The organism is Chitinivibrionales bacterium (genome assembly GCA_035516255.1).
Taxonomy (GTDB): Bacteria; Fibrobacterota; Chitinivibrionia; order Chitinivibrionales; family FEN-1185; genus FEN-1185.
In genome coordinates, this window is sequence record DATJAL010000030.1 from 75,172 (window position 1) to 88,912 (window position 13,741).

General features: G+C 51.8%; 13 protein-coding genes. 3 read left to right on the forward strand and 10 right to left on the reverse strand.

The window, feature by feature from the left end:
* Positions 1-252: 252 nt before the first annotated feature.
* From VLX68_09195 to VLX68_09205, 3 genes are all read right to left on the reverse strand, one after another.
* Positions 253-561: a hypothetical protein gene (locus tag VLX68_09195; protein HUI92406.1), complete on the reverse strand. Its 309-nt coding sequence runs from the start codon at positions 559-561 to the stop codon at positions 253-255.
* A 131-nt stretch (positions 562-692) separates the two neighbouring features.
* A complete protein-coding gene (locus VLX68_09200) occupies positions 693-992 on the reverse strand; it encodes an RNA-binding protein (protein HUI92407.1) in 300 nt (99 codons plus the stop codon).
* A gap of 95 nt (positions 993-1,087) precedes the next feature.
* Positions 1,088-1,399: a hypothetical protein gene (locus tag VLX68_09205; GenBank protein HUI92408.1), complete on the reverse strand. Its 312-nt coding sequence runs from the start codon at positions 1,397-1,399 to the stop codon at positions 1,088-1,090.
* A 241-nt stretch (positions 1,400-1,640) separates the two neighbouring features.
* On the opposite strand from VLX68_09205, the gene dapF reads away from it, so the two are divergent.
* Positions 1,641-2,474, forward strand: a complete 834-nt coding sequence (gene dapF / locus VLX68_09210; protein ID HUI92409.1) for a diaminopimelate epimerase — start codon at positions 1,641-1,643, stop codon at positions 2,472-2,474.
* Positions 2,475-2,977: 503 nt separating this feature from the next.
* On the forward strand, positions 2,978-3,787 hold the full coding sequence (locus VLX68_09215; protein ID HUI92410.1) for an RNA polymerase sigma factor RpoD/SigA: 810 nt from the start codon (positions 2,978-2,980) through the stop codon (positions 3,785-3,787).
* Positions 3,788-3,935: 148 nt separating this feature from the next.
* On the opposite strand, the gene VLX68_09220 is transcribed toward VLX68_09215, so the two are convergent.
* The 4 genes from VLX68_09220 to VLX68_09235 all read right to left on the reverse strand — a co-directional run bounded on the left by VLX68_09220 (position 3,936) and on the right by VLX68_09235 (position 8,212).
* A complete protein-coding gene (locus VLX68_09220) occupies positions 3,936-5,102 on the reverse strand; it encodes an S-layer homology domain-containing protein (protein HUI92411.1) in 1,167 nt (388 codons plus the stop codon).
* 103 nt (positions 5,103-5,205) lie between these two features.
* On the reverse strand, positions 5,206-6,060 hold the full coding sequence (locus VLX68_09225) for a hypothetical protein (protein ID HUI92412.1): 855 nt from the start codon (positions 6,058-6,060) through the stop codon (positions 5,206-5,208).
* Between the two features lie 256 nt (positions 6,061-6,316).
* Positions 6,317-7,036 (reverse strand): class I SAM-dependent methyltransferase, encoded by a 720-nt coding sequence (locus VLX68_09230; protein ID HUI92413.1) that lies wholly within the window; start codon positions 7,034-7,036, stop codon positions 6,317-6,319.
* Between the two features lie 39 nt (positions 7,037-7,075).
* Entirely contained in the window at positions 7,076-8,212 is a 1,137-nt protein-coding gene (locus VLX68_09235; protein ID HUI92414.1) for a phospho-N-acetylmuramoyl-pentapeptide-transferase, read from the reverse strand.
* A 510-nt stretch (positions 8,213-8,722) separates the two neighbouring features.
* Here VLX68_09235 and VLX68_09240 point away from each other — a divergent pair.
* The gene (locus VLX68_09240; GenBank protein ID HUI92415.1) at positions 8,723-9,472 is read left to right on the forward strand and encodes a hypothetical protein; all 750 of its coding nucleotides are present in this window, start codon (positions 8,723-8,725) and stop codon (positions 9,470-9,472) included.
* 116 nt (positions 9,473-9,588) lie between these two features.
* Here the strand turns inward: VLX68_09240 and VLX68_09245 are convergent, their stop codons facing one another.
* From VLX68_09245 to VLX68_09255, 3 genes are all read right to left on the reverse strand, one after another.
* A complete protein-coding gene (locus tag VLX68_09245; protein HUI92416.1) occupies positions 9,589-12,450 on the reverse strand; it encodes a formylglycine-generating enzyme family protein in 2,862 nt (953 codons plus the stop codon).
* 2 nt (positions 12,451-12,452) lie between these two features.
* Complete coding sequence (locus tag VLX68_09250; GenBank protein HUI92417.1) at positions 12,453-13,292, reverse strand: TIGR02147 family protein; 840 nt, start codon at positions 13,290-13,292, stop codon at positions 12,453-12,455.
* A 250-nt stretch (positions 13,293-13,542) separates the two neighbouring features.
* A partial coding sequence (locus VLX68_09255) for a hypothetical protein (GenBank protein ID HUI92418.1) occupies positions 13,543-13,741 on the reverse strand: 199 nt, incomplete at its 5' end.

The window sequence follows — 13,741 nt, forward strand, 5'->3', positions numbered from 1 at the left end:
AAACAGTTATCGCTCAGCAGCTTGTCTGATATTAAAACCGTTCGTGCTGAGCCCGTCGAAGCATGAACGGCTGCCCTCCGACATGATCAGGGCGAACGGACGCTAAAATATTTTTCACAAACATTTATGTTGCGCGTGCCGCATCAACACAAAAACCAATAATGCAACGTTGAAGGGTCAATTTTGACCTGCCTCCCTTCAACACTATTTTTTTCTTTGTGCTCTCTGTGACTCTTTAGCTGTTTTTATTGCTTAATACCGGCGCTCTCGCCTCGGCCCGCGTTCGCGGCCGCCGTCGTGGTGACGCTGCGACGGAACTGATTCGCGGTCCCATGCCTTGTTCACGCGCAGGGGTCTGCCGCCGAACTCCTTGCCGTTGAGATCGGTGATCACCTGGTCGGCGTTGTCCATCTCGATGAACCCGAAGCACCGCGAGCGGTGCCGCTTGCCGTGGGTGATTATTTTTACGGAATGGACGCTCCCGAGCTTTTCGAAATGCTCCTTGAGCTGGGCTTCGGTCGCGTCATAGGGAAGGTTGCTCACAAAAATTTTCTCAATCAAATGTTCCTCCTGAATACGGTTAGAAACGCCCGTCCGCCGGCATGGTGCGCCGGGAGCGGTTCAAAACAATAAAAGCCTGCCCATGCCGTATGGGCAGGCAAGTGATCAGGTATGGGGCCCTTAGGCCTGATCTACCAGGAGCGCCGCTGCTCGCCGAATCCGCCTCTGCCGCCGCCGCCGCGCTTGCGGTCCTCGCGTTCGCGCGCCTCGTTGACCGTAAGGGTGCGTCCGCCGAATTCTTTTCCGTTGAGCTGGGCGATCGCCGCGTCAGCGTTTTCCATCTCGACAAAGCCGAATCCGCGCGAGCGGCCGGTGTCGCGGTCCTTGATGATGGTGACTGCCGTCACTTCGCCGAATTGGGCGAACAGGGTCTTGATTTCCTCTTCGGACGAAGAGAAACTCAGGTTGCCGACATAGAGCTTTTTAGGCACAACTTCCTCCTAGTACTTTAAAGTGGACTGTATGACATGTTCCTAAGGGCAAACAGGTGGAACCCGGCGCGATAGGAATTTATTCCAATTTACTTTTAAGCATCCCCGCCGGCGTCTGCCGGCATCTGGTCGAGCCACTGCTGGAGGGTGCTGATGATTTTTTTCGCCTGCTCTGCGCTGGAGATGTTGAATTTGGACTGTTGCCGGTAATCGTCGTTCCGTTTGCGGTATCTGCGGATGGTGAAGAGGACGGGGCCATACTTCTGGTTGGCGGGTTCCCACTGCTGATACTTGAACATGATCGTCGCCCACGATCCCTTGGAGAGGATGACCTTTTCGAGCTCCTTTACTAACTGGACGCCGTTTTCCTCGTAATTGATGGTGATTTCTTTTACATCAGACGGCATACTGCGGTTCCTCGGCCCGCGGGATCGCTTCAACTCCTACATTGCTCCAACTGCACCGTGCCTTCGCTTTGCGGCGGAAAGCACCTGTACAAAGATACAACCTACAATACCGCAAAGCAAGATTTTCCTTTTTAGCGTCTGCGGGCTTGTATTGCCCGGCGCCCGGCCGACAACGTAGTTTAGAGTACCGTGCAATAAAGCGGCGCGTCCGGCCGCAATCATTTCTCATTGTGGAGCAACCATGAAATTCGCGAAACTGGAAGGCATCGCAAACGACTTCATCATCACGGCGGATACGCTCGGCGGCGGGGCGGCCATGCTCGAGAACGTTCGCACGCGGTCTGCGCCCCTGTGCGACCGGAGAAGGGGCATAGGTGCCGATGGCGTGCTGGTCGTGCTTCCTTCTAAAAAAGCCGATTTTGCCATGCGTATTTTCAATGCCGACGGAAGCGAGGCGGAAATGTGCGGCAACGGCATCAGGTGTTTTGCGCTGTATCTTAAAAAAACTGGGTTGTGGAACAATCCTCACCTTGCCGTGGAGACACTCAGGGGCGTGGTAAAAACTTCGTTTGAAAACGGCATGATCCGGGTGGACATGGGGCCGCCCATACTCAGCGCGCCTCAGATCCCGGTGGCCAAAGCGTCGGGCGAGGCGGTCATGGAGCGGGTAACAGTTGATAAAAGGGAGTTTCTCGTCACCGCGGTTTCCATGGGCAACCCGCACGCAGTGGTCTACGCCGACGAGCTTTCGGACGAGCTGGTGCTAGGGTACGGGAAAAAACTCGAATCGCACCCGTTTTTCCCCAACAAAGCCAATGTCGAGTTTGTAAAAGTGCTTTCGGACAGCGAAATAACGATGCGCGTATATGAACGCGGGTGCGGGGAGACCATGGCCTGCGGCACCGGCGCATGCGCAAGCGTGGTATCCGGCGTTCTCAACCACAGGCACGGCACAAATGTAGCGGTCCACCTGCTCGGCGGCGACCTGCAGGTGGAATGGAACGGCGAAAGAAAATCTCCGGTATATATGGTCGGTCCAGCGGCTTGGGTGTATTCCGGGGAGATAGACCTATAATGGCGCATCCAATAAATAAAAAATGGATTAAATATTCCGGTCTGTGTGAAACCGGCAATTCTGCCCGATTACATGAAAAAATGTCCTGCATGTTTAACCGGTTATCTCCTTATTAATATTTTCTGCCAGTCTTTTAGAAATCGAATCACTTTTTAAATTGAACGAAAATGAAATTATTTGGCATTACGAATGCAAATTATTATTTTGGATGGCGTTACAATGTTTTCCAAATTGAATCTTTCATCTGAAAAAATCATATTTTCACGCAATATTTTTAAATAAATGTCCGTAATAGGCAAGATTATTGCAATACCGGGGGAAGATTCGACCGCGCTCGCGCTTCCGAAGGTTTTTGCAATTCCGTGATTGTGAAACATTTTTTCCTTTAAAAGAGTCAAAGTAAATTAAAAAGCGGCTTTTTCTGCGCGGGAATGGTAAAATTAATAAAATATTGAAAGTTGGATATAATGAGAATCGCGACATTGCTTTCCGAAAGAGATTCATTGGATCTCTATCTGGATGAGATAAAAAACAACCGCACCCTTTCCGGGCACGAAGAGGCGGAAATTGCGGTGCGCATCCATAAGGGCGACAAGAAAGCGCTTGAAAAACTTGTCAAGGCCAACTTGCGGTTTGTGGTTTCAGTTGCGCGTAATTACCAGAACCAGGGCCTTCCCCTCAATGACCTGATCAACGAAGGAAACCTCGGGCTCATCAAGGCGGCCAAGAAATTCGACGAGAAGAAGAATTTCAAATTCATCTCCTACGCGGTATGGTGGATCCGGCAGGCCATTCTCAAGGCACTGGCCGAGCAGTCGCGGATCATCAACGTGCCGCTGCACCGAGTGGGGACCATTTCCGACATCGGCAAGGCGCAGAACAAACTCGAGCAGGAGCTCGAGCGCGTTCCCACCGCCTCGGAAATCGCCCGCGAGATGGGAGTTGACGAAAGGGAAGTCACCGACATACTGCGGATCGGCAACCGGCACGTGTCGCTCGACAAGCCGGTGCAGAACGACGAGGACTTCAGGCTCATCGACTCGCTGCACAACCACGATCAGGAGCTTCCCGACCACGGCGCGATCAAGACCTCGCTGTCGGGGGAGATAGAGAAGCTGCTCGACACCCTGTCCCAGTCCGAAAAAGAAGTCATCAAGCTTTATTTCGGCATCGGCGAGGATACCGCCCATACGCTTGAAGAAATCGGCAAACGCGTTCACCTTACGCGTGAACGGGTGAGGCAGATCAAGCAGAAAGGGCTCAGGCGGTTGCGGAACTCATACCGCAGCAAGAAGCTCAAGAGCTTCGTATAAGAAAACAATGCAGTTTTTAATGAACGGAGCGGATGAGAAATCATCCGCTCCGTTTTTTTTATCATTGAGTTCTGCCGGAACGCAGCCCTGAGATAAAAAAAGCGTCCTTATGGACGCTTTTTTTACAACCGCCAACGCATGACCGCGGTTATTTGGCCAGCTCCTTGAGTTTCCGGATCACGAGCAGCGCGTCGGGTCCGCTCACGCTTTTCTGCATCCCGAACTCGCCGTTCATCTCGGCGCTCATGACGCCTTTGTCAACCGCGTTGCAGATGGCGTTGTAGGCCGGGTGGGACGGATTGACGTCCGGGAACCTGCTCTCCGTTCCGAGGTGCTTGGTCGAAAGCGACGGGTCGCGCAGGATCGCGATGATCGCCTCCTCCACCACCATGGCGTATTCGCCGCGGTTTACGAGCTGGTCGGGATGGAAAGTGTGGTCGGGATAGGGTTCGAGCCCGCGTATCTTGAGGTCCACGATGTCGGTGATGAAGTTCTTTGCCCAATGGCCGCCGATGTCGGTGATGTCGGCCATTTTCACCGTGCTGTCAACCTTCATCTCGCGCGCGTCGGTGGGCGCCTTGTAGGAGTTGTCGTAGTTTTTGGGCCGCTTTTTCTCGATGAGCTTGTCGATCTGCAGCTCCGACACGAACAAAGCGGCGATGTCGGCGCGCGAGATCTTGTCGACAAGGGCGATCCGCTTGCCCACGTCGGTTCCCGGCGCAGCGCGTTCGATGTCCTGCACGAGCTTCCACTGGTCGTCGGCCTCCTTGGTCCAGTCCTTCTTGAGCTCGAGCACCTTCTTGAAATCGTCGGCTGCCTTGCCGAACTCGTAGGCCTTCTTGTAGCACACGCCGCGGCGGTAATATACTTCGGAGTTCTGCGGGTCGACCTTGAGCGCTTTCTCGTATTCGTTCTCGACGTCCTTGAGCCACTCCTTTGCGGGCTTGTCCTCGTTTTGCATGGTGATCACAATGGCCTTGGCTATGAAGCCGTCCACGATCTTGTTGTCGAGCGACTGGCACTTTTCAGCAAGTTTGATAGCTTCCTTGAAATCGCCCTTTTGCGCCGTGACCAGCGCGAGGCCGGCGTACGCGGGAGCGTATTTGGCGTCGAGCGACGTGGCAAGGTTGAATTCCTCCTTGGCCTTGTCGTATTTGCCGTCGTTGTAATACTTCATTCCCTCTTTGCAGTGGGAAAGGGGAGTGTCCATGTAGCCGCCGGCCTTGCGCGCCTTGGGCGCGCATCCCGTGACAAGCGACAGGACAATCGCCAACGCCATGAATTTCGTCAGCGTGATGAAGGCTGTTTTTTTCATAATTCTTTCCTTCCGGTGGTGGTGGTCCTCATTGGCTTATAGTAGTAGGTGTCTTATTGCTTTTTTGCCTTGCTTCATCCCTATGTTTTTTAAAAAATCCTGATCAATCAACAACCAGAATTACGCGGCATTCGGACAGGAACTTGAGGTTCTTCGCCGCGCTGCGAACGTCCGCCGCGTCGGTGTCCGAAATCACCACGTCGGTCGCGTTGTCGCCCTGTGCCTTGAGCGCCTTGATTTGCCCCGGGGAGGTTCCCACGCGGTCGGCGAACTGCTTGGCCGCCGCCTTCACATCCTTGGCGTATCCCACGATGCCGTACTTTATGGCCCACTCGCGAGACACGTACGCGCTGCCGTAGACTTCTTTTCCCGATTCGTCAATAATTTTCGGAGCAAGCGCGGGTTTAACTTTGAGGCCGTGGCAGTCGATGATGAGGCCCGAAAAGACAACGGCTTTCTTTGCCTTATTGCCCTCGAACGCAGTGATCGACGGCTTTTCACCGACCGTGGCACCAAGCAACATGTCATCGATACCTCCTACGCCGTCGAGGGGTATCTGCATGACGAGTTCAACCGAACCGTCCTGAAAATATTTCTCCTTGCCCTTCTGCTCGAACCCGCGCACAAAGCCGCTCACCTTGGTGGTGATCACGTCGCTCTTGACCATGAAGTTCTCGACCGTTGTGGTTGAATTGAGCAAAATTCCCTTGAGGGTTTCCAGGGCGGTGCGGATCGCGTTCAATTGCGCCGACCTGATCGCGCCGGCGCGCTGCGCGCCTTCCGGATGCTCGGGATTGGGGGCGCCGATGCCCTTTGCATAGATGATGCGGTTGGTCCAGTCGATGCAGCCGTCTCCCTGCTTGTCGGTGACGACGGTGTCGAGCACCGGCTGGATCTGCGCCATGGCCAGAGTGACGGAAAACAGTGCCGCCATCGCTGCGGTTAAGACTCTCTTCATAAACCCTCCTTAAAAAGGTAAGTAATGGTTTGTAAATTGTAATTCTCGTTAAGAATTTCCGCGGTAATTTCCCGCTTTAGGAAAGGGCAAACGTACCGTTAAAACACATAAATTTTATTATTCAAGCCCGGTTTATGCAATAAAAAGTGTGAAAAAAGTGTTTCATTATGATAATAAAGTATATCAAATTTCCCGCGTTTGTCTGTGATTGCCGTCACACGGCTGTTCTTGCATTGGTGAAGGCAACGCCCGGCGGTCACCTGTTCTTGCGCGCGATGCAGAACAGGTATCCCACGTATTTGAACCCTTCGAGCCGGTAGAAAACATCTATTTCCTTGTGGAACGCGACCTTGATTTTTTTGTCTGCGAAAAAGCCCTTCTTGTCTTCGAGCCTGCGCGCCAGGTGCGAATAATAATTGTCCCATCCGCTTTGTGGAAGTAGGCATAGAAGATGCACGTCGAACCCTGCCGCGGCAAGCATGGCGCGGTAGCGGGATTCCGACTCGTAGTGGTATTTTTCGTCCTCGAAAATGCGCCTCACCTCGTCGGGCACTTTTTCGGAAAGAAAAATAAGGTCCGAAAAGGCGAGCCACCCGCGCGGCGCAAGCCACCGGGCGGCGAGCGCAAGCCCTTTCTCGCGTGAAACGTAGGAGAGCACGCCGCCCTCGGCGAGAACCATGTCGAACGGGTGTTTCGAATAGTCGGCGGCCAGGATGTCGTCGGCCGTGAAGGTGATGAGGTGGCTCACACCCTTTTCCTCTGCAAACGACCGGGCCATTCCGATGTTCTCTTCGCTCATGTCAATGGCGTTCACCTTGCAGCGGAACTCCTGGGCAAGGGTGCACGCGCCTGCGCCGAACCCGCATCCCAGATCGAGGACGCGGCTGGCCGGGGTCAAAAGCGCGAAGCGGCCCGCGGCGAGCGTGCATTCCCTTCCGGCCGGGGAGGTGTAATTTGAATTGGGGTCTGTTACCATACGGAATGCTTTGCGGGAACCGGCGGTCGCAACGGCCGCTCACCGCACCTTGAGAAAGATGATGAGGCCCACCACGAGCAGGATCATGGAAATGATGTGAAACCGCCACGTGATTTTCGTGCGAATGTAGAATTCGTTTGCGTAAAATGGATTTTTTCTCATTTGGAACTGGAAATGATGGTGGATGGGCGCGCGCAGGAACATGCGCTTGCCCGTGGTACGGAACGAGACGATCTGGAGCACCACCGAGCAGAACTCGAGCACGAAAATGAATCCCACCACGGGCAGGAAAAAGGCAGCCTTGATGAAGATGAACATAATGCCGATGGTGCCGCCGAGGCCCACCGCGCCTGAATCGCCCATGATGATGGACGAGGGCGGCGCGTTGAACCATAAAAAGGCCAAAAGCGTGCCCACCATTGAACCGATGACCGGCAGTATCTCGTCCACACCGCCGATGAACGGGATGAGCAGGTAGCGGCTCCACACGGCATGACTTGACACATAGGCAATGACGCCCACGAAGAGGAAGCAGGTGATGAGCGGCACAGCGGCCAGGGTGTCGAAACCGTCCGTGAAGTTGACCCCGTTCGCCATCACCGCGATCACCAGCGTCATGAAAGGAATGAACAGCCAGAACGGCATATAGGGAAAATCTTTTGAAATGCTTAAAAACGGAATATTGATATACCCGTTGATGTTGGGAATATATTTGTAGGCCAGAAGCGCGACCACGCATGAAATAAGAATATAAAGGATAAGCCTGATATTGGCCGAGATGCCGTCGGCCTTGTACTGGTAATCCTGCTTGGTGATCAGCCCCTTGGACACGCGCGCCTTGTTGACCACCTTGGCGATATCGTCGATCGCGCCGATCACGCTGAAGAAAACATAGATCCCCAGCGCGGAAATGACATAGGAATTGAAGCGCGCGGTGATGACGCTCGTGACGGTGATGATGAACAGAAACAGGATGCCCGCGGGCATCACCGGGTCTGTTTTCCCTTTGATGGCCTCGAATTCCGTGTTGACATTGATCCTTTTTAAGAAGGCGATATAGGATGGGAAAAAAGCCATGGCGCAGAGAAAGGAAAAAATGGTGGCAACGCTCGTGGAGAAAAGCCTGCTGTTGAGCAGGTAAAGGTGGGTGTGTTGATACAAAAGGTCTAAGAACATTATTTTTCCGCTATGAAGCCGGTCCTTTCACCATTCAATAAATATATTATGGACGAAATTGGCATGTAAAATATACGTTTCGAACCGGAGATCGTGCGGCTTATGATTTTCAAAGGGGATGAGATTTTTTAATGATGAAATTTGGATTTGATACTATATTACCATCAAATTGCAAACCACAAAAAAAGACTCTCTCGCAAAGGACGTAATGGAAAGATAACCGCAGAGACACAGAGGCACAGAGAAAACAAATAGTCTGAAGTTGAGAGTTGAAAGTTAGATGGCGTTTTGTTTGTGTTGTTACTTTCAACTTTCAACCTTCAACCTCCAACTCTATGTTTGGTTTTCTCTGTACTTTTCTGCGGTGAATGGCACGGCCCGCGCATTGTCACTTCGTTCCATAAGGTAAGGTAGTGCGCGGCGCGCTTTTTATTATAGCGTTTGCCTTTTCCCCGCCACTTGGGGCGGGGTTCTTCAATTTCTTGATTATTAATGAAGAGGAGGACAACAATGGCAATAGACAATCACACACACACCGGCGCAAAAGGCGACGGCGGCAACGTGCTTTCCCCGGACCGGCTCAACGTGGGCAACGGCGCCCTGGTCGTTGACAAAGGCAAGATCGGGGCCGGCACCGCAACCCCGGCGTCTTCGCTCGAGGTGCGCTCGTCGGCAAACGACTATCCGCCGGTGATGCACGTGGAGTATTCCGGCACCGACGCGACGGACAAGATCGCGATACAGGGCGCTTCGGCTCCCCGGCCGGATTTCGGCACCGGCGGGTCGTTTCGGGGCGGCTGCACCGGCATCATCGCGCGCGCAGAGGCGCGCGGCGGCACCGGCGAACGGGTGGGGGGCGAGTTCTGGGCACAGTACGGAAGGGCCACCTACGCCATAAAGGCCACCACCTTCGGGTCGAACGACCCGGAGTCCGGGGTGCACATCGCGGGGTATTTTCACGCGGACCAGGAACAAAACCACGGCGATTTCTGGGCAGGTTATTTTCTCGGCCGGGTGCACATCAGCGAAAACGTGGGCATCGGAACGCGGGAGCCGGCCGCAAAGCTCCACGTGAGGGGTAATGTGAAGATCGCCGGGCAGGACAGCACGCTTTCCATTGAAAATCCCGCAGTGCCGAAAGGGTCAGATGACGTAATGGGAGAAAAAGGGCAGATTGCGTGGGATGAAAATTTCATTTATATAAAGACGCAGGCGGGAGAGAAGCATGTGTGGAAGAGGGCTGCGCTGGAGTCATGGTGAAGGGCGATGTGCTTTTTAATTTAAAAGAAACAAGAACACTGCCGGGACCTGTGCTCAGCTTGTCAAAGCACGGCAATGGCATACATTTTCATGAACGGGGCAATCGCCATGTACCTTTACCGACGGAGTACACAACGAAATCCGGTGGCGGTAGATTGGTCGGACGGAGGATCGCCGATACGGATCGCGGAACGAAGCCAGTACGGTTCGCCACAATAAAAGCCCCCACGATGAACGCGATTCCTTCCGGTTGCCGGGCCAACAGGATCTGTTTGGCCAGCAGTTGAGTCAATGCTATAAAAATCGGGATACCAGTCGTTGCACCATTCTGTTACATTTCCCGTAATATCGTACAAACCCCATGGGTTCGGCAGTTTTGTGGCCACCGGTTGAGTTGTGCTGTCGCTGTTGTAGCTATACCACGCATAATTTCCGCCTGCGCTCGAATCGTCTCCCCAAAAACATTTTGTGGTGGTGCCTGCCCTTAATGCGTATTCATATTGTGCATCTGTCGGCAAACGATAACCGTTTTTGTTAAAGTCAATCGCAAGCCCGACAAGCCCACAGCCGTTTCCCGGCACACCTGATTTAGATGAATACGAATACACCGTGTCAAGCCTAAATCGTTTGCTGCGCTGGTTGCAATAAAGTGCGGCATCGAACCAGGTGACCTGTTCCACAGGCCGTCTGGTATCGCCTTTAAAGTGTGATGGATTTACGCCCATAAGGGCCAAATAATCGGCCTGCGTAACGGGTGTGGTGTCTATCCAGAATCTGGACAGCGTTAAGCTAAAAACAGGTGCCGCGATCCCAACTTGTCCCATCTGGAAAGTACCTCCGGGAATGAATCTCATGCCTTCGGTACCAGCCCATTTCAAATTTGCCATTCTCTCACCGGACCACATGCTGCTGTCGCCGAGTGTGTCAAAAGCGATTACTTTGAATTTCAATGACAGGGAATCGTACCCTTCCAATTGTACAAAAGTATCCATCAAGGCTGTTTTGAATTCCGCATACCCGGTGTTATTATAATTAACGAGCAGCTTGTATCTGACTCCATTGCCGTTAGGGTCCGGGCATTTTGTCCATGATAGTGCGGCGTCCGCCCAAATGCTATCGCTATTGTTCGCTGGATAGGTGATTACAGGTGTCGGCGGTGGACGGTTGACGATATTGCCATATACCACATTGCTCCCCATACTCAAGACTCCCTCACTGTCCTTCTGATAGACCCGGTAATATCTTGGCATCCATGCAAAGCTTGGAGTCGGTGTTATGTAGTTCACCATAGAGGCACTCGTAATAGTGGCCCATAATTCACTCGTGGTGTCAACGGCACTCGTTGTATTCCTGTAAATCAAATATTCCGCGAAATCAGTTTCCAAAGTCTGGGAATAATGAACCGTTATTGTATTCACCGTGCTGTCAATGCTTGTGATTGTCAATAGTCTTGGCCTGATGCGGACCCTGAAGCCCTTTTCCACAATGTTTCCGTCGTCATCCGAAATTCGTACCTTCACGCTGTCCCATGCGCAGGCGTTGTCGGTTAAGAATGAGTATTCCTCACCGCCGTTCAACCCAAGGCTGCCAAGGACCTTGTAATTACCGCTGTTTGCCGTGTCTATTCCAACGGTCATCGTTCCAAACTTCTGCTGCACGTAAACCGAACAGTGTACCATACCTCCGTTGTTAATAATTGTATCTGCCGAAAGAAATGCGATCACCGGTGCGTCTTGAATAACGATTATGCCCACACTGTCTGTCCAAACCGTGCCGGCCCCATCAGTCACCTTTACAAATATCTTCTTGTTTCCCGGTTGCTTCCACGAATAGGCCAGCGTGTCCTTTCCTGCCAGCGAAGAATCGGACTTTTGTTTGATGGCAGACGAATTCAAGCTGTCAATATACCAGACGATCTTTACTATCTTTCTGGTTGGATTAGAATAAGCGAGGCAGGCTTTTATCGTATCGTTAATGCTGGCCGTATCACTTATAGTGTTATTCAAATTCCAGGTGAATGTGGTCGTCACAAGGGATGATGAAACCACTTTCACCGTATCTCCCGGAGATGCTGCCTTGCGACTCTCTTCTCCAGAAGCCTTGCGGGAAACAACCTCGTACTGATAGGTGTTGCCTACGGCAACTGTTGAATCGTAAAAGATAGTCGCGGTTTCCGGCAATGGTGTTGTGGTAATGAGATTAAAATTCTGCCCTTTGACTGCTCGATATACATTATATCCGTTGATTAAAGTCGTATCAGCCTTATTCCATGTCACCGACACTGTCTGCTTCAACGTATCATAGCTTATCTTCAGCCCTGTTGGAATCGGAATCCCCGTATACTCCAACAGTATCGGTTCTTGTATAATGCTGTCTTTCCCTGCAATAATCACAAAGCTGGTGTCCATGGGCCTATAATCATCGAGTGTGCTGATCAGCTTTACTTTATATTTTCCTTTCGCCATGCTCGGTGCAGTAAAATTGCCCAGCGTGTCCTGCACCGAGGTGAATATATTCGTGCCCATGAAAAGGACAAATACCGTCCGCGGGTCGTCGGTACCTTGGAGCAGTACTTTGCCGCTTATGCTGCCGAATGCTTTGAGGGTGTCAGCAGGAGGATGGACGGTGGAGTCATTGAACGCCTTAATCGAGTCCTGGAACGTGGCGGTGCTGTTTTTGCTGGCAAGGATGTTGTAAGTGCCCGAATCAAGAAGTGCAGTGTAGTTTCCGTATGCATTCGTGGTTGTTGAATATATTGCTGCGGCAAGGCCCGTACGAGGGTCGGCGCCGAATCGGTAAAAGTATACGGTTGCGTTTTTGGCCGGTGTGCCGTCCGGATTATAAAGCATTGCGGAAACATTGGAAACATTTTCCGTCTCGGTAGCCGTGCCGGCCGTTGGGCGCGTGCATGTGACATAGAACAGTGCCGTTATAACGACCAACAGCCCCGGCAATACGATTTTGTAATTGTGGACCATTTTTATTTCTCCTTTATCTGCGTAAGCGGGAAAAGCTGCATGTTGAGCTGGCAGACCCGGTCTTCGTTCTCGCTTCTTTCGACCATGCCGAGTATCCTCTTGCGGCATGCGTCCAGTTCCGCTTTGATATCGTTATACGTTTGTTGAGAAACGCTGAAGGTTACCGTGGATATGTTGCGGTGTTCCGCGGGGTGCCGGTCCAGCGCTTCCTTTGCCATGTCCATCATGTTTTTCTGAAAATTAGCGATGCTCAGGGATTTTATCTCTGGACCGGTGGTCAATATTTTTTCAACGGCTTTGTAATAGCCGAGCTTGTTCTTTTGAATAAGGCCGAGCTTTTTCAGTACTTCGATGGCCTTTTTGGCATGCTCCTGCCGGATGGTTGGGTTGAGCGCCTGGGCAATGGCCGCATAATCGTCTTTAAAATTGCCGATTGCAAGAAGCTCACGAACGGCGATGTAATACCACCTGGAATAATACTCGTACTGACTTGCATCTACGCGGAACGCCTTGGAGTTATGGTATTTCATCAGGCGTTCGAAATAAAGTTTTTTCTCCTCAACGGTCTTGGCTTCGTTGAAATAAACCATGGTCTCGAAATATTCTTGCTGCTTTGGGGAAAGCTTCATTGCAATTGCAAACCGCAGGATAAGGCTGCGGGTGATGCCGGTCCTGCCATCCACGATGTCCTTATACAACCCTGAGGAGTTAAAGCCAGCTTTTCTTGCGAAATAGCGGTATGAGAAAGCCGGGTTTTTTGTTTTCTGTTCTTCGTAGTATTCCCGAAGATACAGCCGGTAATCGGTGTAATCATAAATGCTGATTGATTTTGGTTTGTCCATACCTGTAATTTACCGCTTTTTGGGAGAAAAGACAATGGGTGAGGAAAATTTCTGTTCGGTATTTACGAACACATACAGCCCCAACTTCACAGCCCGATCAATATCTGCTGTTTGCCGATGCAAGTTTAGACAAGATCAGTATGGGATACGACGGTTCTACGGGTGTTCAGGCAAAATTACAAGTAAAAGGAGACTCAACGTTGAGCTACGCTGCAATCTATGCATCCTCCGGAGCGGGTAACAATACTTGTCAAATTTCAGCGGTAAATAAGGCAATAGTTGCTGTAGCTTCCGGTACAGATTGGGGTGTTGAGGTGTACTCCTGAATTTGGACACTCCGAGAACCAAATTTATCTTTGTTCTTGGAGGTGTGTATGTCTACGTCACGTAAGAAGTATGACGATGCGTTCAAACGGGAAGCAGTCCAGTTGTTGGCAACCTCAGGAAAG

Coding starts and splice junctions, on each gene's coding strand:
- VLX68_09245 (HUI92416.1), bottom strand. CDS start 12,450: ATGGTCCACAATTACAAAATCGTATTGCCGGGGCTGTTGGTCGTTATA.
- dapF (HUI92409.1), top strand. CDS start 1,641: ATGAAATTCGCGAAACTGGAAGGCATCGCAAACGACTTCATCATCACG.
- VLX68_09250 (HUI92417.1), bottom strand. CDS start 13,292: ATGGACAAACCAAAATCAATCAGCATTTATGATTACACCGATTACCGG.
- VLX68_09220 (HUI92411.1), bottom strand. CDS start 5,102: ATGAAAAAAACAGCCTTCATCACGCTGACGAAATTCATGGCGTTGGCG.
- VLX68_09230 (HUI92413.1), bottom strand. CDS start 7,036: ATGGTAACAGACCCCAATTCAAATTACACCTCCCCGGCCGGAAGGGAA.
- VLX68_09240 (HUI92415.1), top strand. CDS start 8,723: ATGGCAATAGACAATCACACACACACCGGCGCAAAAGGCGACGGCGGC.
- VLX68_09205 (HUI92408.1), bottom strand. CDS start 1,399: ATGCCGTCTGATGTAAAAGAAATCACCATCAATTACGAGGAAAACGGC.
- VLX68_09235 (HUI92414.1), bottom strand. CDS start 8,212: ATGTTCTTAGACCTTTTGTATCAACACACCCACCTTTACCTGCTCAAC.
- VLX68_09225 (HUI92412.1), bottom strand. CDS start 6,060: ATGAAGAGAGTCTTAACCGCAGCGATGGCGGCACTGTTTTCCGTCACT.